Raw genomic sequence first — 19,731 nt, forward strand, 5'->3', positions numbered from 1 at the left:
CAAGACCAGGGCGACGATGCTGGCGGCCGTGCTGCTGGCCACCAGCGCCTTCTGGGCGCCTGCCACCTTCGCGCAGGACAGCAAGCCGCTGGTCATTGCGCGCAACATCGACCTCAATTCGCTCGATCCGCACCGCGCCTTCTGCGACACCTGCCAGATCTACAATTCCAGCGTCTACGAATCGCTGCTGACGCTGGACAAGGACAACAAGCTGATCCCGCTGCTCGCCTCGAAGTGGGAAGGCAATGCCGACCAGAGCAGCTTCACCTTCACGCTCGACCCGGCCGCCAAATTCTCGGACGGTTCGCCTGTCGAAGCCAAGGACGTCAAATGGTCCTGGGAGCGGCTGAAGAACCTCAAGGGCAGCGCCTCGTTCCTGATGGACAATGTCGCCTCGATCGAGACTCCGGACGCGCATACGGTCGTCGTCAAGATGGTCGCGCCGAGCTCCGAATTCCTCAACATCGCGGCGGCGCCCTACGCAGCGGTCGTCAACAGCAAGGTTGCTTCCGAAGCCGGCGCCAAGGCCGATGCGGACGCCTCGACGACAGACAATGCCGAGGCCTGGTTCCTGGCCCATTCGGCCGGCAGCGCGCCGTTCGTGCTGAAATCCTATGAGCCCAATTCGGAACTGCGGCTGGCGCGCAACGACAAGTACTGGCGCACGGCGCCGGCGCTGAGCGAAGTCGTCATACGCCAGACCAAGGATGCGGTGGCGCAGGCGCAGATGCTGCAGAGCGGCACCGCCGATATCGCCATGCAGATCGACCCGGACACGGCCAAGACGATGACCGGCAGCGACGTCAAGATCGAGACCGTGCCGTCCTACAACTTCATCTATGTGGCGCTGTCGCCCGGCGCCAAGGCCAACAAGGTGCCGCTGACGCCCGAAGTGCGCGAGGCCATTTCGCTCGGTCTCGACCGTCCTGCTATCCTCGATTTCACCATCGGCTCCGAGGGTCAGCTGATCAGCGCGCCGATCCCGCTCGGCTTCCCCGGCGGTTCGGGCTTCGAGGCGCAGCCCTATGACGTTGCCAAGGCAAAGGAACTTCTGGCCAAGGCCGGACACGCCGACGGCTTCGAGATGGAGGCAGCGTTCCCCGGCATGAACGTCTACGGCGTCGATCTCTCGCTCTTGATGCAGAAGGTCCAGCAGGATCTGGCCAAGATCAACATCAAGCTCGACCTGCAGCCGATCCCCTTCGCCAATTGGCGCGAGCGCGTCAATGGCGACGGCATCCCGATGACGGCGGTGTTCTACGCGCCGGACTATTACGGCACCTCGCAATACATCGACTATTTCGCAATGACGAAGGGCAGCCCTTGGTCGCGCCGTGCCGGCGCGGAGCGCGACCCGTCGGTGCTCAACCCGAAGGAAGCGGATATCTACAAGGCAGCCCTTGCGGCAAGCGGCGACGAGGCCGCCAAGCTGTGGCACCAGGCCGGCGAGGAGATGATCAAGGACAGGATCATCCTGCCGCTGATCAGCCCGAACCTGATCCTGGCCTACAAGTCGGACGTCAAGGGCGTGCGCTACAGCGCCTGCTGCAACCTGCCGCTGGCAGAACTCAGCCACTGAGCAAAACAATACGGGGAGGCGACAGTCGCCTCCCTGTTCTCCATCCCGGAAGGCCAGCAAATCCTGTTCTTCCAACATCAAATTCAATATATGATATATCAATGAGCGGAGACCTCGTCATGCCTTCCCTGATCAACTCCAAGGACCAGTTGCTGCGCGAGCGTGCGGCCTCGGTCATTCCGGGCGGCATGTGGGGACACATGGCGACGCGCTATCTCGGCTCCGCCTATCCACAATTCTTCGAACGCGCCGACGGCTGCCGGGTCTGGGACGTCGACGGGCACGAATACATCGACCTGATGTGCAGTTGGGGGCCCAACATTCTCGGCCACCATCATCAAGCAGTCGAAGAGGCTGCCGCCCGGCAGCGTCGCCTCGGCGATGCGATGAACGGCCCCGGCGAGGTATTGGTCGAACTGGCGGAGCTGCTGGTCAAGACGGTCGCGCATGCCGACTGGGCAATGCTGCAGAAGAACGGCACCGACGCCACCACGGCCTGCGTGACGATCGCGCGCGCCGGCACCGGCCGACGCAAGGTGCTGGTCGCGCGCGGCTCCTACCACGGTGCCGTGCCGTGGTGCACGCCATCGCTGGCCGGCGTCACCGCCGAGGACCGCGCCCATCTGATCCATTTCGACTACAATGACGTCGCCAGCCTCGAAGTGGCCGTCGAGCAGGCCGGCAACGATCTCGCTGCTGTCGTCGTCACTGCCTTCCGGCACGACATCGCCCGCGACCAGGAACTGCCGACCGCCGCCTTCGCCAAACGGGCGCGCGAACTCACCACCGCTGCCGATGCGGCATTGATCGTCGACGATGTGCGCGCCGGCTTCCGCATCGACCTCGCCGGCAGCTGGGAGCCGCTCGGCGTACGGCCGGACCTGTCCGCCTTCTCGAAGGCGATCGCCAATGGCTATCCGCTGGCCGCCATCGCAGGCACCGACCGGTTTCGCGAAGCCGCGACCAAGGTCTATGTGACGGGTTCTTTCTGGTACGGCGCCGTCGCAATGGCCGCGGCGATCGCTACCATCAGCACGCTGCGCGATACCGACGCCGTCACCCACATGACACAGGCCGGCGACAGGCTGCGCTCAGGCCTCGATGCTGCAGCGAAGAAGCATGGTCTTTCGCTGCGACAGACAGGTCCGGTGTCGATGCCGATGGTGCTGTTCGACGGCGATGCCGAATTCAAGCTAGCCAACGCATTCTGCTCGGCCGCCTTGCGCGAAGGCGCTTATTTCCATCCCCGGCACAACATGTTCCTGAGTGCTGCGCACACCGCAAAAGATATAGATCTCGCCCTGCAGGCTGCCGATGCGGGCATGGCCGCCGCGGCGCAGGTGGCGTGACCGGCGCCAATGCGGTGGAAAGGAACAAACTGTTCAGCCGGTGGCCGACACCAGTCGGCCGTTCTGCGCAGCGCGGCGCAGTTCCTCCGGCGTGACCGCGCCGTCGTTCAGCCGTTCGAGAACCTTGACCAGCAGGCGGCCGCCTTCGATCATGTCCTGCTGAATGCCCTTGCGCACACCGTTCTCGTCGCGCGCCCGCAGCGCTTCAAGAATGTCGAGATGCCGGTGGCGGCCGTCATAGGTCGGCCGGGCGTGAGGGTACTGGTAGTTCACCAGCGGTCCGTTGCGCAGCCAGATTCCCTCAATGATGGCCAGCAGCTCCGGCATTTGCGCCGCCTGGTAGATGGAGTGATGGAATTCCCAATTGTCGCGGACGGCTTCGAACCAGCGGCCATTGTCCTCGTTCGCAATGAGTTTCTCATGCACCGCCGCCAGACGGTCGATCTCGCGCGGCTCGATGCGCGTCGTTGCCGCGGCACCCGCCATGCCTTCGAGATGCAGCCTGATGCTGCGCAGTTCCAGATACTGAGCCAGCGACAGCTGGGCGACGGTGATCGAACGGCCGGCCTCCATCTCCAGGCCTTTTTCGCGCACCAACTGCATCAGCGCCTCGCGCACCGGCGTCTCAGACACCTGAAGGCTGGCGGCAAGGTCGCGGATCTTGAAGCGATGGCCCGGCCAGAAACGGCCTTCCATCATGGCACGGCGAAGCTCCTCATAGACACGCGTCGTCAGATTGTCGCGCGCGATCGGCGCGATAGAAGCAGTCACATCCGCTCTCCGTTCTTGCAACAGCGCAGGCGTCGCCTGCGTCGCGTGGCTTGTGTATATGATACCACGAATGGCCTGACCACCGACATGAGACAAGCCGCCCCGAAACCGGCAGACATGAGACGGGCCGCATGACCGCGTCGATGCCTTCCTTGCTGTTCGGCGCCATTGCCGACGATCTGACCGGCGGCACCGAGCTGGCGTCGATGCTGGTCGCGCGCGGCATTCCGACGGGATGCACGGTCGGGCTGGACGCGCCGATCCCATCAGGCAATCTTGCCCATGTGATCCTGCTGAAGACCCGCGTCATCGCAGCCAGCGATGCGGTGCGCCAGGTGCTGGAGGCCGCGGACCGGCTGGTCGAAGCTGGCGCGCGGCAGATCTTCTTCAAATATTGCGCCACCTTCGATTCGACGCCCGCGGGCAATATCGGTCCTTGCGCCGAAGCGCTGCTCGAGCGCCTTGGCGGCGGCGTCACACTGTTCGCCCCCGCGCTGTGTGAGACTGGGCGCACCGTCTATCAGGGGCATATGTTCGGCGGTCCCCAGCTGCTTGCTGAGTCGCCCAAGCGCTTCGATCCGCTGACGCCGATGACCGATTCCAATCTGGTTCGCGTGCTGCAGGCGCAGAGCAGGGGCAAGGTCGGGCTGGTGCCCTATCTCGTCGTCGACGCCGGCGCTGGAGCCATCCGGAGCGCTATAGGAGAGCAAAGCAGGCGCGGCGAGACGCTGCTGGTCACCGACACCATCCGCGAGCGCGATCTGGCGGCGATCGCGGAAGCCACCTTCGACCTGCCGCTGATGACCGGCAATTCCTCAGTCGCCGCGCATCTGCCACCGGCCTGGCTCACGCATGGGCTGCTGGATTCAGGCGATCTCGTTGCCGCCAGCCTGCCGGCCGTCGAAGGGCCGGCAGCGGTGCTGGCCGGCAGCGTCGCCGACCGCACCATCGAACAGCTCGAGCGTTTTGCGCAAAACAATCCACTGCTGACGATTGACCTTGCCAGCGCCTTTGCCGGCGCCGATGTCATGGCCGAAGCGCGTACCTTCGCCCAACGGCATTTGCCCGGCGCGATGATCGCCATTGCTACGACAGCGCCGCAAGCGACCGTCGAAGCGCTGCAGCAGGCGCATGGCCGCGATATGGTGGCGGCAAGGGCGGAAGAGATCCTGGCCGGGATTGCCCAGATTCTGGTGCGCGAACTCGGCGTCCGCCGGCTCGTCGTCGCCGGCGGCGAGACCGCCGGTTCGGTGGTGAAGGCGCTCGGCATCGACCGGATCGCCATGGGCGCCTATGAGGGCCCCGGACTGTCGCGCGCCATCGCTCACCTCCCCGGCCGGCCCTCCGATCCGCTGGCGCTGATGCTGAAATCGGGAAAGCTCGGCGGCCCCGATATCTTCACCGACGTTCTGCAAGACATGACACGGCCGAGCACTATTGCGCCGGCGATCGACACATGGCCACCGGCAAGGAGAGCATCGTGATGGAACTCGAAATCGAACGCACGAGCCTGATCACCACGACGCAGACGCTGGACGCCAGCGGGATGAATGTCGGCACCACCGGAAACATCAGCGTGCGCACGACAGGCGGCATGCTGATCACGCCGACGGGAATAGCCACAAGCGCCTTGCGGCCGGAGCAAATGGTGGCGATGCAGCTCGATGGATCCTGGGACGCTGCGTTCCGGCCGTCGAGCGAATGGGAGATGCACGCCGAAATCTACAAGGCGTTTCCCGAGGCCGGCGCCGTCGTGCATGCCCATCCCGACCATTGCGTGGCGCTGTCGTGCCTGCGTGAACCGCTGCCACTGTTCCACTACATGGTGGCGGGCTTCGGCGGCGATGATGTGCGCTGCTCGGACTATGCGCTTTTCGCGTCAAGCGAACTGGCCAAGGTTGCCGTCGTCGCGCTCAAGGACCGCACGGCTTGCCTGCTCGCCAATCATGGCATGATCGCCTTCGGCGGCGATCTCGACACGGCGCTCATCCGCACCATCAAGCTGGAAACCCTGGCGCGGCAGTACCTTTTGGCGCGCAGCGCCGGCACGCCGGTGCTCATCGAGGGCAGCGAGATCCCCGCCATTCGCGGGCGCTACAAGAATTACGGCCAGCAGAAGTAGCCGGCCGAGCAATTCCAGAAAAGGTGAAGCGGTTTCCCGGGAAAAGCGCATAGCGCTTTCCCCAGGGGATTGCCCCAAAACAAGGAACGGCTCTTCGCCCTGTTGAAGAACCATTCAGTCGACCTGCAAATGCGAGACGAAGGCCCGTCAAGCTCCATGAAGATCAGGCGGGGATCGGTTCGGCGGCCGGCGTATAGACGCCGATGGCGCCGGTGCCGATCAGCTGGTCGATGATCTCGGCGCTATAGCCGAGCACGTCGGCCAGCACGGCAGCTGTGTCCTGGCCCAGCATCGGCGGCGCGGTGAAGTCCGCGGTCAGCTGCGCGGCAAGTCCCTGCGCCGGGCGCACCATGGCGACGGAGCCGAGATGCGGATGCGGCAAGGTCTGGACGAGGCCACGCTCGCGCACATTGGGACTGTCGAAGACTTCCGGTATCGATTTTACCGTGCCGGCCGGCACGCTGGCGGCGGCACAGGTGGCCATCCAGTGGTCACGTGGCTTGGTCTTGAAGACGGCGGCTAGTTGCGGGATCAGCGCCTCACGGTTGGTGGCGCGCGCCCCTGCTTTGATGAAGCGCGAATCCCCAGCCAGATGTGGCAGATCAACGACCTTCTCGCACAGCGCCGCGAACTGGCGGTCATTGCCGACCGCCAGCGCAAAGCTGCCATCGGAGGCTTCGAATATCTGATAGGGAACGACCGTCGGATGGGCATTGCCGTAGCGGGCGACCTCTTGGCCGGTGTTAAGGTAACCGCTGCCGACATTGATCAGCAGGCTGAGCGCGCAGTCGATCAGCGACAGGTCGAGGAACTGGCCCTTGCCGGTCGTCGCGCGCTCGTAAAGCGCCGCCAGGATCGACTGCGTGGCGACCATGCCGCAGACGATATCGGTGATGGCGACGCCGACACGCATCGGTTCGCCATTGCTCTCGCCGGTGATGGCCATGAGGCCGCTTTCGGCCTGCATGACGAAATCATAGCCGGGCCGTCCGGCATCGGGTCCGGTCTGGCCGTAACCGGAGATCGAACAGTAGATCAGGCGCGGGTTTGACGCGCTCAGCTCCTTGAACCCAACGCCGAGCCTATCGGCGGTACCTGAGCGGAAATTCTCGACGACGATGTCGGCCTTCGCCGCCAGCTCGCGCACGATCGCCAGCCCCTGCGGGCTTTTCATGTCGAGCGCGATGCTCTGCTTGCCGCGATTGGCGCAGAGATAGTAGGTCGAGACACCCTTGTAGCTCGGCACCGACCACGCCCTGGTGTCGTCGCCGCCGTCGATGTTCTCGATCTTCCAGATCTCGGCGCCGAGATCGGCAAGGCTCATCGTTGCCCACGGCCCGGCCAGCACACGCGAGAGATCGAGAACCTTGATGCCTTCGAGCGGCAAGCGCGCGGGTTCTGCCGTACCGGCATTCGCGGAATGGTCCTCAGTCACGATCAAAATTCCTTCGGGTGAATTCGGCAAGCCACTCAGACAGCCCTGAAAGTGTTGATCGGCTCCGGGAAATGGCAGGCGACGCGATGCGAACCACCGGCCGGATCGAGCGGCGGTTCGACGGCAGCGCAGATCGCCTGCGCCTTGAAGCAGCGCGTGCGGAAGCGGCAGCCGGATGGCGGGTTGAGCGGGCTCGGCACATCGCCGCTCAGCACGATGCGCTCGCGCTTGCGCTCCTTCTCGGGATTGGCGAGCGGCACCGCCGACAGCAGCGCCTGGGTGTAGGGATGCAGCGCCCTCGAATAGAGTTCGGCTGCCGGCGCGATCTCGACGATCTTGCCGAGATACATCACCGCCACCTGATGCGAGATGTGGCGCACGACGGACAGATCATGCGCGATGAACAGATAGGAGGTGCCGAAGGATTGCTGGATGTCCTTGAGCAAATTGAGCACGCCGGCCTGCACCGAAACGTCGAGGGCCGAAACCGGCTCGTCGAGGATCACCACTTGCGGATTGAGTGCCAGCGCGCGGGCAATGACGACGCGCTGGCGCTGGCCGCCGGACAGTTCGTGCGGATAGCGCTTGCCATGCTCGGGATTGAGCCGCACCAGTTCGAGCAATTCGGCGACGCGCGCGCGGCGGTCGGCCGCCGACATGTCGCTCATGCGCAGCGGCTCGGCGATGTTGTCGGCAATGCGCATGCGCGGATGCAGCGACCCGTAGGGATCCTGGAAGACGAGCTGGATGTAGCGCCGCATCAGGCGCATGTCTTCGTGATTGAGCGCGAGCAGGTTCTGGCCACGGAACCAGCTTTCGCCGCTGGTCGGCTCGATCAGCCGCATCAGGCAGCGCCCGAGGGTCGACTTGCCGCAACCGGATTCACCGACCAGACCCAGCGTTTCGCCTGGTGCTACGTCGAACGAGACATCGGCGACCGCACGGACATGGGCAACGGCACGGTCGAAGACGAGGCCGCCGCGAACCGGAAAGTCCTTGACGAGATGGCGAACAGAAAGCGCAGCCGCCGGTTTGGTTTCCGCCTGGAGTTGCTCCGCTGCGCTCATGGGGCCACGTCTCCACTGTCCAGGCTCGCCGCCGCCAGCACAGCACTGTGGAAGGGCGGCAAGGTCGTCGCGAAATGACAGGCCGAGAACCGGCCGCCGACATCGTGCAAAGGCGGGTCCTCGGTCCGGCAGCGTGCCGCGGCATAAATGCAGCGCGGATGGAAGGCGCAGCCGCCCGGCAAGCGCCCAAGTGCGGGCGGCGAACCGTCGATCGAGAACAGCCGCTCGCGGCTTTCCTCGAGGTTGGGGATCGAGGCGATCAGGCCACGCGTGTAAGGATGGCGCGGATCGGCGAACAGCTCGGATACGCCTGCCTGTTCGACGACACGGCCGGAATAGACGACCGCGACGCGGTCGGCATGGCCGGCGACGACGCCGAGATCATGGGTGATCAGCACCAGGCCGAGGCCGAGCCGTTCCTGCAGCGAGCGCAGCACGGCCAGGATCTGTGCCTGCACCGTGACATCGAGCGCCGTGGTCGGTTCGTCGGCAATCAACAGGTCAGGATCGTTGGCGACGGCCATGGCGATAACCGCGCGTTGGCGCATGCCGCCGGAGAATTCATGCGGATACTGGTTGACCCGGCGCTCCGGCTGCGGGATCGCCACCAGATGGAGCAATTCGACCGCGCGCGTCATCGCCTGTTTGCGTGTCACGCGCTGATGCAGCCTGACCGCCTCGGCAATCTGGGCGCCGACGGTCATCACCGGATTGAGCGAGGACAGCGGGTCCTGAAAAATCATGGCGATGCGCGCGCCCCTGATCTTGCGCATCTCGCGCGCCGGTTTGCCGACCAGTTCGTCGCCGTTGAAGCGGACCGAGCCGGTGACCACCGCGTTCTTTGACGTGAGGCCGAGCGCGGCGAGCATGCCGACGGACTTGCCCGAGCCGGACTCACCGACAATGCCGACCACTTCGCCCTTGGCGACGTCGAGGTCGATCCCGCGAACCGCTTCGAACTGACTGCCGGCCTTGCGGAATCCGACCCGCAGACCGCGTATGGACAGCAGCGGCTCGCGCTCGCCCACCTTGTCGACTGCGCCCGGTGGCGCTGAGGAAATCTGTGCGCTCATCGCCTAGTCCGACCTTGGATCGAGAATGTCGCGCAAGCCGTCGCCTATGAAGTTAAAGCCGAGCACGATGGTGAGGATGGCGACGCCGGGACCGAAGGCGATCCACCATTGATAGAAATGAACGGCGCCATCGGAGATCATCGAGCCCCATTCGGGTGTCGGCGGCGTGGCGCCGAGGCCGATGAAGCTGAGCGACGCGGCAAGCAGCACGACCTGGCCGAGATCCATGGTTGCGCTGATCAGCACCGGGGTCCAGCAAAGCGGCAATATGTGCGTGAACAGCACGCGCCGCGGCCTGGCGCCGGCGGCGATTGCCGCCTCGACATGCTCGCGCTCCTTCACCTCCAATACCTGCGCCCGCATCAGCCGGGCGTAGACGGGCCACCAGACGAGCACCATGGCTATGGCGGCATTGCCGAGGCCTGGTCCGAGCGACGCCGCGACGGCCATGGCCAGCAGCATCGGCGGAAAGGACAGAGTGACGTCGACAAGCCGCATGATCGCCGCGCCGGTCAATCCGCCGACGAAGCCGGAAATGGCGCCGAGCAGCGAGCCTATGATCACTGCAGAGACGACGACCAGAACCGCGATCGGCAGCGAATGCGCGGCCCCGTGCAGAGTGCGGGCCAGCACATCGCGGCCGAGTGCGTCGGTACCCAGCCAATGCGCCCAGCTTGGCGCCTGAAGCCGGCGTGCGACCATTTCGAGCGGATCGAACTGCACGACCAGGTTGGCGAATGCGGTCATGAACAGCCAGAACAGGATGACGACCGTGCCGACGGCCAATGGCGCGGTCAGCCATTCGGGAACCGTCGAGGAGCGGGATTTGGTGACGACGACCGCCATCAGCTCAACCTCACGCGCGGATTGGCCACCACGTAGAGGATGTCAGTGATGAGGTTGGTGACCAGGAAGGCGAGACCACCGACGATGGTGACGCCGATGATCGCCGGGAAATCGAGCGCACGCGCTGCCTCCACGGCGTAGGATCCCATGCCCGGCCAGGAGAAGATGGTTTCGGTCAGCACCGCGCCGGTGATCAGATAGGCGAAGGAATAGCCGATGACGGTCAGGGTCGGCACCATGGTGTTGCGCAGCGCATGGACGATGACGACGCGGAATTCGCTCGCCCCCTTGGCGCGCGCGGTGAGCACGAACTCGCGGCTCATCACATCAAGCATGTTGGCGCGCACCAGCCGCGATATGGTGCCCGAAACCGTCCAGCCGAGGACGAAGGCCGGCAGAAGCAGGTGCCAGAGCGCGTCCTTGAAGACGGTCCAGTCGCCAGCCAGAAGCGAATCGATGGTCAGGAAGCCGGTGATGCCGGGCGGCAATGCCAAGCGGGCATCGACCCTGCCCGGCCCCGGCAGCCAGTTCAGCATGACGGAGAAGATGAACAACAGGCCGAGCCCCGACCAGAACACCGGCAGCGAAGAGCCTAACAAGGCGAACAGCCGCGCGCCATGGTCGATCAGGCTGTTGCGGAAATAGGCGGCCAGCACACCAAGCACGATGCCGAGCGTGGTGCCGAAGATCATCGCGGCGAAAACCAGTTCGAGCGTTGCCGGCAAGCGGTAGAGAATGTCGGTGCCGACATTGCGCTTGGTGATGAACGAGGTGCCAAGATCGCCGCTCAGCAGATTACCAAGATATATCATATAGCGTTCCGGCAAAGGACGATCGAGACCCCAACGCGTCTTGGCGGCGGCCACCACTTCGGGGTTGCTCATCTGCTGTTCGGCGACAATCGCGGTCAGCGGATCCCCCTTGGTCACCGTGGTGATCAGGAAGGCGATGGTGACGATGCCGAGCACCAGAAACGGCATTGCGATAAGCCGGCGCAAAATATAGCGAGACACGTGGCTACCTTCACAAGGAGGGGCTTCGTAAGATGGCACAAGGCGCTGGGACATGCCATCGACGGAAACATATTGACAGCCCGCGAAAGCCGCTGTCAATATAAATGGAATTTAATTTCATTTTTGATCGACAGTGCCGACGTCACCGGCCCGACAGGCGGACGACGACGCCAGAAAGACCTCAGCGTGCGCAAGCGAGCGACCAGGGACGAGACGGAGCTTGAAGGCGAAGGCGCACAGCTTTCGTCGTCGCTGGTGCGCGGGCTCGGCATCCTGCGCGCCTTCCGGCCGGGCGACGCCTCGCTCGGCAACCAGGACATCATTGCCCGCACCGGCCTGCCCAAAGCCACGGTGTCGCGCATCACCTATACGCTGAGCGCGCTCGGCTACCTCCTGTACGACAAGGATCTCGGCCGCTACAGCCTGGGGTCGGCTACCGTGGCGCTCGGCTATTCGGCGCTCAGTTCAAGCGCCGTCGTGCACGTCGCCCGGCCGCTGATGCAGCCGCTGGCCGATTTGACGGGGGCGGCGGTGGCGCTCGGCACGCGCGACAGCCTCAACATGGTGTATCTCGCCAATTGCCGATCGGAGAGCCTTGTCACGCTGCGGCTCAACCCGGGCTCCTATCTGCCGATCTGGAAGACATCGATGGGGCTGGCCTATGCGGCGGCCCTTTCACCCGAGGAGCGCGTCAGACTTGTACGGGCTTTGCAGGAGGCGGAGCCGGACAAGGCAGCGATGATCGCGGCGGCGATCGACGATGCGATCGCCCAATATGCACGCCAGGGCTATGTGACGTCGTTCGGCGCCTGGCACAGCTACATCCATGCAGTCGGCGTGCCGTTCCGCCCGCGTGACGGCTCGCCGCTGGTTGCCATCACCTGCGGCGGCATCGGCGAGATCATCACCGAGGACCGCGCGCATGCCGAGATCGGACCGGCGCTGGTGGCGATGGTGAAAGCACTGGGCGACCAACTCGAGGGAATTCCCGTGTAATCCCGGCACGGGATTGGCCCAGACGATCGGGCTGCATGCCGGCTTGAACTTGCCTGGTGGGGGCAGCACAGTCGCCGCCGACGGCATGGCGCTCGCGTTGTCAGTCCATCGGGTTCAGGTGACGGGGGGAGATCGGATGCCGATGAATTTTGCAGGACGGTTCAGCGATCGGGTGGCGATCATCACCGGTGGCGCATCGGGCATTGGTCTGGCGGTGGCGCAGAGGATTGTCGAAGAAGGCGGACGGGTTTCGGTCTGGGATCGCGATCCCGCCCAGATCGAACAGGCCAAGGCCGTCATCCCCAGTCTTCACGGCATCGCTATCGACGTTGCCGATGCCGCTGGCGTGGAGCGCGCTGCCCGGTCAACGCTCGAAGCGCTTGGCGGTGTCGATATCCTGGTCACCAGCGCGGCGATCACCGGGCCGAACATGACGACCTGGAACTATTCGGCGGAAGATTGGCAGAAGGTCATCGACATCAACATCAACGGCGTCTTCTACTGCAACAAGGCGCTCGTGCCGCACATGCTCGAGCGCAACTATGGCCGCATCGTCAACATCGCCTCGATCGCCGGCAAGGAAGGCAATCCCAACGCCTCCGCCTACAGCACGTCCAAGGCCGCGGTGATCGGCCTGACCAAGTCGCTCGGCAAGGAACTGGCCAAGACCGGGGTGACGGTCAATTGCGTCACGCCGGCGGCCGTGCGCACCGCGATCTTCAAGCAGATGAGCCAGGAGCACATCGACTTCATGCTGTCCAAGATACCGATGGCGCGCTTTGGCGAGGTCGACGAGGTGGCGGCGCTGATCTGCTGGATCGCCTCGGAAGAGTGTTCGTTCACGACGGCCGCCGTGTTCGACGTTTCCGGCGGCCGCGCCACCTACTGAGGCAGAACGAATCTCAATTCCACGTGACGGTGCAACGGACGGAGCATGCGGGCGTATAGTTGGACGCCTCGAATCGACAAGTCGCGACAAGGTAGCGGGAACCATGACACGGAATGCAGCCGTCAGGCGGGAGTTTGCTACTTTTGCTTAGAGCCGAATCTGCCGCACTTTCCGACGATGAGCTTCTGGACCGCTATCAGCGCGCCGCCTTCGATTATTTCCTCGATAACGTGAACCCCGAAAACGGACTGGTCGCGGACACATCGCGGCCAAATTCGCCGGCCAGCATCGCTGTCGTCGGCTTCGCGCTGTCCAGCTATCCGATCGGCGTCGAGCGCGGTTGGATGACGCGCGATGCCGCCGCGAAGCTGACGCTGGCCGCGCTGCGTTTCTTCTCGACCAGCCGGCAAGGCAATAGCGACGACGTCACCGGCCATAAGGGTTTTTACTACCATTTCCTCGATATGCGGACCGGCCTGCGCGTCTGGCGCTGCGAACTGTCGATGGTGGATACGGCGTTGCTGATATCAGGCATGCTGGTGGCGAGCGCTTATTTCTCCGGTGACGATGACGAGGAAGCCGAAATCCGCCAACTGGCCGAGGCGCTCTACCGGCGCGTCGACTGGCGGTGGGCACAAGGTTCAAGCCCGACCCTGCGGCAAGGCTGGAAGCCAAAGAGCGGCTTTCTGCACTATGGCTGGGAGGGCTACAACGAAGCGACGATCCTCTACGTGCTGTCGATGGCCTCGCCTGACAGTCCGACCTCGGATAACAGCTACGAGGGCTGGACGGCGACCTATCAGTGGGAAAACATCTACGGCTACGACGTGCTGTATGGCGGCCCATTGTTCATGCACCAGTTCTCGCATGCCTGGATCGATTTCGCCGGCATCCGCGACGCCTTCATGCGCGAGAAGAACTCGGACTATTTCGAAAACAGCCGCCGCTCGACCTATCTGCATCGCGACTATGCGCGCCACAACCCTTACGGCTATGACGGCTATGAAGAGAATCTTTGGGGACTTTCGGCGGGCGACGGGCCGGGCGGCTTCCGCACCACCGTGGAGCGACAGCGCCGGCGGTTTTCCGGCTATGCCGCGCGCGGCGCTCCGTTCGGGCCCGATGACGGGACGATCGCCCCTTGGTCCTATCCGGCATCACTGCCTTTCGCGCCGGAGATCTGCCTGGCGGCGCTGCGCCATCTCGGCGATCGCTACCCCGAGGTGATCGACAATTTCCGGCTGCCGAGCGGCTTCAATCCGACATTGGCGAACCGGCGTAAATTCGGGAGGCACGGCTGGGTGTCGGAAGGCCACTATGGGCTGGATCAGGGTATCGTGGTGATGATGATCGAGAACCATCGGTCAGGGCTGATCTGGAAGCTGATGCGGTCCAATCAGCATATCCGTCGCGGCCTGCACAAGGCCGGATTCAATGGCGGCTGGCTGTCTCAGCCGGCAAGCCCGGCGTCAGGTGGCGGCAATGTCGCGTGACCGGACCAGGACCACCGCCTTCCCCGTCGACAGCAACGACATCAGTCTGATCGCGAGCGCCCATCCGCCGCACTGGAAGAACCCGCAGCCGGACGGTCCCTACAACCTCGTCGTCATCGGTGCCGGGCCGGCTGGGCTGACTGCCGCCTACGAAGCGGCCGGCCTCGGCGCAAAGGTCGCGCTCATCGAGCGCAATCTGATCGGCGGAACTTGCGTCAATGTCGGTTGTATCCCGTCCAAGTCGATCATCCGCACCGCAAGGCTTTATGCCGACATGCGCGACGCCGAGAATTTCGGCGGCGACATGCCGGACCGTCTTCACGTCGACTTTCCGCGCGCCATGACGCGGATGCGGCAGATCCGGCAGCGGATCAGCCGCGCGGATGCCGCCGATAGGCTGGTTTCCGAAGGCATCGACCTTTATTTCGGCGAAGCGCTGTTTTCCGGACCGGACGCTGTCACGGTCGCCGGACAAACCTTGCGTTTCAGGAAGGCGCTGATCGCGACAGGCGCGCGCCCGAGGCTGCCGACGATTCCAGGCCTTGCCGAGGCCGGCTATCTCAGCAACGAGACCATGTTCGAGCTCACGGAGTGCCCGAAGCGGCTTCTGGTCATCGGCGGCGGACCGCTCGGCTGCGAGGCGGCGCAGGCCTTCTGCCTGCTCGGTGCCAAGGTCATCCTGGCGCAACGGGAACCGATGTTCCTGCCCGGCGAGGAACGCGACGCCGCCCAGATCCTTTCGGACGCGCTGGCGCGCGAAGGTGTCGAGGTTCGCCTCAACACCGAGGTGGTAGCGGTGCGAACGGAAGGCGGCAAGAAGCTCGCCGACCTGGTGTGCGACGACATCACGACAACGATTTCCGTCGACGAGATCATCACCGGCATCGGCCGATCGCCCAATGTCGACGGCCTCGACCTGGAAAACGCCGGGGTGGCATACGATGCCGACGGTATCAAGGTGGACGATTATCTCCGCACCACAAATCCGCACATCTATGCGGCGGGCGATGTCTGCCTCGCCTACAAATTCACCCACACCGCCGAGGCCACAGCTCGCATGGTCGTGCGCAATGCCCTGTTTCTCGGACGCAGGAAACTGAGCGAGCTGGTCATTCCGTGGTGCACCTACACCGATCCGGAGATCGCCCATGTCGGCCTCTATCCGGCGGAGGCGCGCCAGAACGGCATCCCGGTCAAGACTTATACGGTGCTGATGCACGATGTCGCCCGGGCGGTCATGGACGGCGAGGAGGAGGGTTTCGTCAAAATCCACGTCAGGGAAGGGTCCGACCGCATCCTGGGCGCCACGGTCGTCGCCAGCCATGCCGGTGAGATGATCAATGCGGTGTCGCTGGCGATCAAATCGGGCATGGGATTGCGTGCGCTGGCCGACGTCATCCATCCCTTCCCGACGCAGGCGCTAGGCATAAAGATGGCCGGCGACGCCTATCGGCGGACAAGGCTCACCTCATCATGGAAGCATCTGGCGGGCCGCTGGTTGGCGTGGTCCAGGCGATGGTGACATTCCGGCAGCCTGCCGCAGCTGGTGCATCGGACATTCGGCGACGATGCGGTGCTTGACGAAAGCCTCGTCGACCATCTCGGATATCCGCCAAACGTCGGTGCCATCCAGAGGTTAGCCGGCTCTATATTTCCGCGGATCCTGCGGGCCCTGCCGACCGCGACTCCAATTTCGTGGCTGCCCTGTCAGGATGCGTGCAGAAGTTCTTGCCGAATGGGCTCGAGATAGGTTTGCGGATGCAAGCGTCCCCAAACATGATCGTGCTCGGTCAGATGCTTAACCTGCTCTATCCAGCGCCTCGGCGCATCGGGGTCCCTGACCTCATGCCAGTCGTCGACGATAATGACCGGCAGGCCCTGATAGAGCGGGTCGAGCGGCGAGGTCTTGGTGACGACGATGCAGCCGAGATAAAACAACTCCCATGTCCTATGGCAGTCCAGGCCGTTGCCTTCGGTGGACAGCACAAGCGGGTATTGCGAGTACAGTTGCCAGATCGAGCGCTGCGAGACGCGTTTCGTCAGGAAATCGACATGCGGACATCCGCGCAGGGCATCAAGCAGTTCCCGGCGCTGTCTCGAGCCATTGCTGATGCTGAAATCAGAGAACAGTCTGGGCGGGCGGCGGTCCACATGATCCTGCCGGGCGCGTATGATTTCCAGTTGCTTCACAAGCCCTTCCGGCGTGGCGAAGGACCGAGGCGTGTGAAGATCGAGCCCGATCGGGAAAGGCTTGACCCTGGGGTGAGTGCCGTCACAATTCTGGCTGTACCAGGAGACCAGGAAGGGGTTGGCGAGAAGCTGGTCGACGGTGTCCTTCGCCAGATCAGACGGCACCGAAGCATCGCCATCGGTCGTCAGCAGCGTGAACGGTGCCGTGATCGTCGGCAACACGATCCTGACGAACGTGTCGAGATCACAGGTTTGCGCATCCCTGGACAAGGTGCTCAGACGCAGCCAGACGATGCCATGTGCGCCGCTGTAATGCTGGCGGAAAAATGCCTCACTCTGTGTCGATGCGGTTGACGCGTTGCGATACCAGCGCGGCCCGGCGAAATCGCAGAAATGTCCGATCCCCTGCGACCAAAGCACGGGCGGAACGCCAAGAAATCTCAGCGCCCTGGAATAGACGGCTCTTTTGACTGCCCTTCGCAACCTGCCCATGGGCAACTCCTAGCGCGGATGCCAATACCGTTGCAACGTGCTGCCCGACATATTCGCCTTGAGCGGAACAAAGGCCAAAAGTTTCCCCGCAATACCCTTCCGGCTCCGGAGAACCCAACTTACGACAGGCGCAGCCGCCGGCGAGGCAGGCGGCGATCTACAGACTTGATTATGACAAAGGTCGAAGGGCTTGCGGTCGGCGCAAGGCCGCACGTCTCAATCGTGCAATTCCCGCGATATCGGCGGCCCCACCGAAAAGCCGGAGAATGTGACCTCGAAGCCCTCGCGTTGCGGCGAACAGCACATCATGCCGACATCGACCGTCCTGGAGATCGGAAAGTAGGCGAGCCGCACAGGCTTCCAGTGGCCGTCGGAAGCATCGAGATACTGGACACGGATCGTTTCGGCGTAACGGGTCAACCGGATCCTGACGCCGCCCGGACCGGCATGAATTGCGACCAGCGACCAGTCTGACGTGTCGTTGGTGACCACGACGGAGAAATAGGCAAGGCCGTCGGTGTACTCGATGCCGGCCTTGATCCAATGGGTTTCGCTGAGCCGGACCATCAGCCCCGCCTGATCATAAAGCACCTCGTAGTCGCCTTTGACGGTGACCTCGGCGGTGAAATCGCCTTCGACGGGCCGGTGCAGGAAGTGGCCATTGTCGCGCCAGAAACCGTAGAAGGTCTCGCGCCAGAAATCGGTCTCCTTGCCGGTGCGCACACGAACGCTGTCGCCGTCGATAGAATGGTGCGGCGGCGGGTTAAGCCAGGTCAGGTCCTGCACTGTCATCCTTCGCGCCGCTCCAATCCAGATGTGCATGGCGGGGTTGCCGGCGTGGTCGGCAGTGACCGATCAGCCCGGCTGATCGGTCGACGGCTGATCAGCCCGCGAATGTATAGGCCGTCTTCACCGTGGTGTAGAACTCCGCCGCATAGTGGCCCTGCTCGCGCGGCCCATAGCTCGAACCCTTGCGGCCGCCGAAGGGAACATGGAAATCGACACCCGCCGTCGGCAGGTTGACCATCACCATGCCGGCCTCCGAATTGCGCTTGAAGTGCGTGGCATGCTTGAGGCTCGAGGTGCAGATGCCGGAGGTCAAGCCGAAGGGCGTGTCGTTGGCAACGGAAAGCGCCTCGTCATAGTCCTTGACGCGAATGACGCTGGCGACAGGCCCGAAAATCTCCTCGCGCGAACTGCGCATGGCGTTGGTCGCCTCGGTCAGCAACGCCGGCTGCAGGTAGAAGCCCGGCGTCTTGCGGTCGAGCCGCTCGCCACCGAAGGCGAGCGTGGCACCTTCCCTGACGCCGATGGCGATATAGTCCTCGTCCTGCTTCAGCTGCGTCGCGTCGACGACAGGACCGATCTGGGTCTGCGCGTCGAGCGCATCGCCGATGACCAGTTTGCTCATGCGATCCTTGAGGGCGTCGACGAAGCGGTCGTGAATGCCGTCAGCCACAATCAGCCTGGACGAGGCGGTGCAGCGCTGGCCGGTCGAGAAGAAGGCACCATTGAGCGCGCAATCGACGGCGATCGCGAGGTCGGCATCGTCGAGCACGACCAGCGGGTTCTTGCCGCCCATTTCAAGCTGGAACTTGCGCATGTGTTCGATGCTTGCCGCAGCGACGCGCTTGCCGGTGCCGACCGAGCCGGTGAAGCTGATGGCGTTGACATCGGGACTGTCGAGCATCGCCTGACCGACGACCGAGCCCTTGCCCATGACGAGATTGAGCACGCCCTTCGGCAGGCCGGCGCGATGCAGGATGTCGACGATGGTCCAGGCGCTCTCGGGAACCAGTTCCGCCGGCTTGAAGACGACGGTGTTGCCGTGTGTCAGCGCCGGGGCGATCTTCCAGGCCGGAATAGCGATCGGAAAATTCCACGGCGTGATGATGCCGACCACGCCGACCGCCTCGCGCGTCATCTCGACGCCGACGCCCGGCCGCACGCTCGGCACGACTTCTCCGGTCAAACGCAACGTTTCGCCGGCAAAGAAGTCGAATATCTGGGCGGCGCGAATTGTCTCGCCGATGCCTTCGGCCAGCGTCTTGCCTTCCTCTCGCGCCAGATTGCGGCCGATCTCGTCCTTGCGCGCCAGAATCTCGTCGGAGGCCTTTTTCAACACCGCGTGACGCGCCAGCGGACCGGAGCGGGACCAAGCCGGGAACGCTGCCTTGGCCGCAGCGATCGCCTGCTGGGCCTGTTCGACACCCGCCGAGGCATAGTCGCCGACGACGTCGCCGGTATCCGAGGGGTTGATGTTGCGCGAACCGGCATCGCCGACCCACTCGCCATCGATGAGGTTCTTTCGAAACAGCGTCATATCGTGTGTTCCTGCTTGTTGGCCGCGCGGGCATCTGTCTGAACTGGTATTTGCCAGACAATTGCCTCGCGGGAAAGCAAACAGTGAACCGCC

Annotated in this window: 17 protein-coding genes; 8 read left to right on the forward strand and 9 right to left on the reverse strand. The window is 63.9% G+C overall.

Features of this window, described 5'->3' with window-relative positions; all coding sequences use genetic code 11:
• The first annotated feature begins 16 nt into the window (after nt 1–16).
• Both EN949_RS05665 and EN949_RS05670 read left to right on the forward strand, forming a co-directional pair.
• The gene (locus tag EN949_RS05665) at nt 17–1,579 is read left to right on the forward strand and encodes an ABC transporter substrate-binding protein (RefSeq protein ID WP_164747171.1); all 1,563 of its coding nucleotides are present in this window, start codon (nt 17–19) and stop codon (nt 1,577–1,579) included.
• A gap of 119 nt (nt 1,580–1,698) precedes the next feature.
• Complete coding sequence (locus EN949_RS05670; protein ID WP_082826632.1) at nt 1,699–2,928, forward strand: aminotransferase class III-fold pyridoxal phosphate-dependent enzyme; 1,230 nt, start codon at nt 1,699–1,701, stop codon at nt 2,926–2,928.
• Between the two features lie 33 nt (nt 2,929–2,961).
• On the opposite strand, the gene EN949_RS05675 is transcribed toward EN949_RS05670, so the two are convergent.
• Entirely contained in the window at nt 2,962–3,699 is a 738-nt protein-coding gene (locus EN949_RS05675) for a GntR family transcriptional regulator (protein WP_013528131.1), read from the reverse strand.
• Nucleotides 3,700–3,830: 131 nt separating this feature from the next.
• Between EN949_RS05675 and otnK the strand changes: the two genes are divergently transcribed.
• On the forward strand, nt 3,831–5,183 hold the full coding sequence (gene otnK / locus EN949_RS05680) for a 3-oxo-tetronate kinase (protein ID WP_063169871.1): 1,353 nt from the start codon (nt 3,831–3,833) through the stop codon (nt 5,181–5,183).
• Entirely contained in the window at nt 5,183–5,821 is a 639-nt protein-coding gene (locus EN949_RS05685) for a class II aldolase/adducin family protein (protein ID WP_063170446.1), read from the forward strand. Before otnK ends, EN949_RS05685 begins: the two co-directional genes overlap by 1 nt.
• A 163-nt stretch (nt 5,822–5,984) precedes the next feature.
• On the opposite strand, the gene EN949_RS05690 is transcribed toward EN949_RS05685, so the two are convergent.
• The 5 genes from EN949_RS05690 to EN949_RS05710 are packed head-to-tail and all read right to left on the reverse strand — an operon-like array spanning nt 5,985 to nt 11,255.
• Nucleotides 5,985–7,256 carry a CaiB/BaiF CoA-transferase family protein gene (locus tag EN949_RS05690; RefSeq protein ID WP_063170445.1) on the reverse strand — a complete coding sequence of 424 codons (1,272 nt, stop codon included), beginning with the start codon at nt 7,254–7,256 and terminating at the stop codon, nt 5,985–5,987.
• A 35-nt stretch (nt 7,257–7,291) separates the two neighbouring features.
• Nucleotides 7,292–8,323, reverse strand: a complete 1,032-nt coding sequence (locus EN949_RS05695) for a dipeptide ABC transporter ATP-binding protein (RefSeq protein ID WP_064992941.1) — start codon at nt 8,321–8,323, stop codon at nt 7,292–7,294.
• On the reverse strand, nt 8,320–9,396 hold the full coding sequence (locus tag EN949_RS05700; protein WP_084015553.1) for an ABC transporter ATP-binding protein: 1,077 nt from the start codon (nt 9,394–9,396) through the stop codon (nt 8,320–8,322). The genes EN949_RS05695 and EN949_RS05700 overlap by 4 nt, the downstream gene beginning before the upstream one ends.
• A 3-nt stretch (nt 9,397–9,399) precedes the next feature.
• Complete coding sequence (locus EN949_RS05705) at nt 9,400–10,245, reverse strand: ABC transporter permease (RefSeq protein ID WP_027164249.1); 846 nt, start codon at nt 10,243–10,245, stop codon at nt 9,400–9,402.
• Nucleotides 10,242–11,255: an ABC transporter permease gene (locus EN949_RS05710; RefSeq protein ID WP_013528138.1), complete on the reverse strand. Its 1,014-nt coding sequence runs from the start codon at nt 11,253–11,255 to the stop codon at nt 10,242–10,244. The genes EN949_RS05705 and EN949_RS05710 overlap by 4 nt, the downstream gene beginning before the upstream one ends.
• A 186-nt stretch (nt 11,256–11,441) precedes the next feature.
• Between EN949_RS05710 and EN949_RS05715 the strand changes: the two genes are divergently transcribed.
• The 4 genes from EN949_RS05715 (at nt 11,442) to EN949_RS05730 (ending at nt 16,155) form a co-directional block, all read left to right on the forward strand.
• Nucleotides 11,442–12,251: an IclR family transcriptional regulator gene (locus EN949_RS05715; RefSeq protein ID WP_027164247.1), complete on the forward strand. Its 810-nt coding sequence runs from the start codon at nt 11,442–11,444 to the stop codon at nt 12,249–12,251.
• A gap of 136 nt (nt 12,252–12,387) precedes the next feature.
• A complete protein-coding gene (locus EN949_RS05720; protein ID WP_127366658.1) occupies nt 12,388–13,140 on the forward strand; it encodes an SDR family NAD(P)-dependent oxidoreductase in 753 nt (250 codons plus the stop codon).
• 143 nt (nt 13,141–13,283) lie between these two features.
• Complete coding sequence (locus EN949_RS05725) at nt 13,284–14,633, forward strand: glucoamylase family protein (RefSeq protein WP_127366657.1); 1,350 nt, start codon at nt 13,284–13,286, stop codon at nt 14,631–14,633.
• Entirely contained in the window at nt 14,623–16,155 is a 1,533-nt protein-coding gene (locus EN949_RS05730) for a mercuric reductase (RefSeq protein ID WP_024501864.1), read from the forward strand. The genes EN949_RS05725 and EN949_RS05730 overlap by 11 nt, the downstream gene beginning before the upstream one ends.
• A 185-nt stretch (nt 16,156–16,340) precedes the next feature.
• On the opposite strand, the gene EN949_RS05735 is transcribed toward EN949_RS05730, so the two are convergent.
• From EN949_RS05735 to EN949_RS05745, 3 genes are all read right to left on the reverse strand, one after another.
• Complete coding sequence (locus EN949_RS05735; RefSeq protein ID WP_127367002.1) at nt 16,341–17,315, reverse strand: hypothetical protein; 975 nt, start codon at nt 17,313–17,315, stop codon at nt 16,341–16,343.
• Between the two features lie 216 nt (nt 17,316–17,531).
• Nucleotides 17,532–18,107, reverse strand: coding sequence for a DUF1349 domain-containing protein (locus EN949_RS05740; RefSeq protein ID WP_013528144.1), 576 nt, complete (start codon nt 18,105–18,107; stop codon nt 17,532–17,534).
• A gap of 91 nt (nt 18,108–18,198) precedes the next feature.
• Nucleotides 18,199–19,638 carry an aldehyde dehydrogenase family protein gene (locus tag EN949_RS05745; protein ID WP_013528145.1) on the reverse strand — a complete coding sequence of 480 codons (1,440 nt, stop codon included), beginning with the start codon at nt 19,636–19,638 and terminating at the stop codon, nt 18,199–18,201.
• Nucleotides 19,639–19,731 lie beyond the last annotated feature (93 nt).

Source organism: Mesorhizobium sp. M7A.F.Ca.US.007.01.2.1 (genome assembly GCF_003998165.1).
In the GTDB taxonomy this organism is placed as follows: Bacteria; Pseudomonadota; Alphaproteobacteria; order Rhizobiales; family Rhizobiaceae; genus Mesorhizobium; species Mesorhizobium ciceri.